Here is a 1,620-nt window from a genome sequence, read left to right as displayed (position 1 = left end):
TCATAAGGCAATCCATCTTCGGCAAATAAACCTAAAACTGGCTTATACTTATTCAAAGCCAGCATTTCATCTCTATTTTCAGCTATCTTATAACCTTGGGTTAAATATTTCGGAATCAGGTTTCCTCCGGCACGTTTTTCTCCAAAATACTTATGTCCACCACCCATCATCACATCAAACTTTAAGCCCAGGTATAGTTCCGCAATAATATCCTGCCCCCCACGGTTATCTATGTTTATGCAAAAACCGGCAGGTGTTGCATGCGTTATGGGAACAGTAGTTACACAACCTACCTTTTTACCTTTTTCTTTAAATTTCTGAAGGATAGGTTGTGGTTTTTCGCCTTTCATTCCTACATTAAGCGAACCGTTTCGAACCCGCATACCACCACCCCAGGATGAACTTGCAGCTGCAGAATCGGTAACCATAGAACTTGCGGAAGCCGTATCCATTAATGCTCTAAAAGCCTTGTTTTCGCGGTACAAGCCTAACCATTTACTACTAACCCCCAATATTCTGTTCGAATATAAATCAGCCATATTCAGCGTTCCTATACTCATGCCATCACTTACCATCATAATGATGTTTTTAGCTTTCTTTGAACCGCCAATAGGTTTAGCGATAACATCACTTACACCTGTAAATGGAATAGTTAAACCGGCTAACAATCCACCTTTTAATAATGACCTTCTATTCATATTCTATTTACTTTTAAATAAGGGATTAGCTCTGTAGTATTTGCCACCAGCAAAGCTGATAGCGTAATCGGAATTAAAATGTGTACTTTTTAAATAATAATCTGTTGTGATAACCTGTGCGCCAGAATTACAAGCTTCATTGAAATCACCCTTATCGTTTTTACGAGCCTGTTGCGTATCGTTATCGGCCCGTGTTCTAATGATGTAGCCTTTTTTTACCATTTCAGAAATCTGTTTGTCTTTAGGGTTATTTCTAATCATAAAAGCGGCTTCAGGTGTGCCGGGATCTGAATTTGCAAACATTACTCTACCTTTTAGTGATGGATGATTTAGGATATATGTCGCTCTTTTTTTTCCGGTTGCATCCAGTACAAAAATAAATTTGCCTTTCGCCTGGCTCAACTTTGGCCAATTCTGATGAAGTACAGCGTCTTCAAGCGAACTATATTTACCTCTTACTTCATCAGGAAGAATGATATGTTCTTTACCTAAATTCTCTAAAATTACTTTATCCAATTCATCAAAAACCTTTGGCGTAAATAATTCTGGTGATGTAAATCCAGGTCTTTTTATCGAATCATCTTTAGCCTCAAGCGTAATAAAAACCGGGGTATGATCTGCATGTGCTTCCGACCAGGTACGTAACACTTTTAAAGCTTCGACAAAAGTTGGTGTAGAACTTCTAAAATCGAGTTCGGGGATGTGTAAAACCTTAAAACCAGGTTTTTTCATTTCTCCGGAAGCATCAAAAGTAGGTTGATCTTTCGCCCAATCTAAACCTTTTGGATGCGCATAACGACCACCAGCAGAATCAGCATAAACATCGATCTCCAGGTTTCTTAATCCCATATTTAATTGTTCGGGCATAGAAATGTGTTCATAATCAATCTTACTCGCAGATACCGAATCCGTTTTCTTGAAC

Annotated in this window: 2 protein-coding genes; both read right to left on the bottom strand. The window is 38.5% G+C overall.

What is annotated here, in order from left to right; translation table 11 throughout:
* On the bottom strand, positions 1-698 hold a 698-nt coding region (locus AC1DND_RS27480; protein ID WP_477585980.1), incomplete at its 3' end, for an alkaline phosphatase.
* Positions 699-701: 3 nt separating this feature from the next.
* A partial coding sequence (locus tag AC1DND_RS27475) for a phosphatidylinositol-specific phospholipase C1-like protein (protein WP_477585978.1) occupies positions 702-1,620 on the bottom strand: 919 nt, incomplete at its 5' end.

The organism is Pedobacter sp. 01N416, from assembly GCF_056399685.1.
This window is presented reverse-complemented; position numbering and strand designations above follow the sequence as displayed.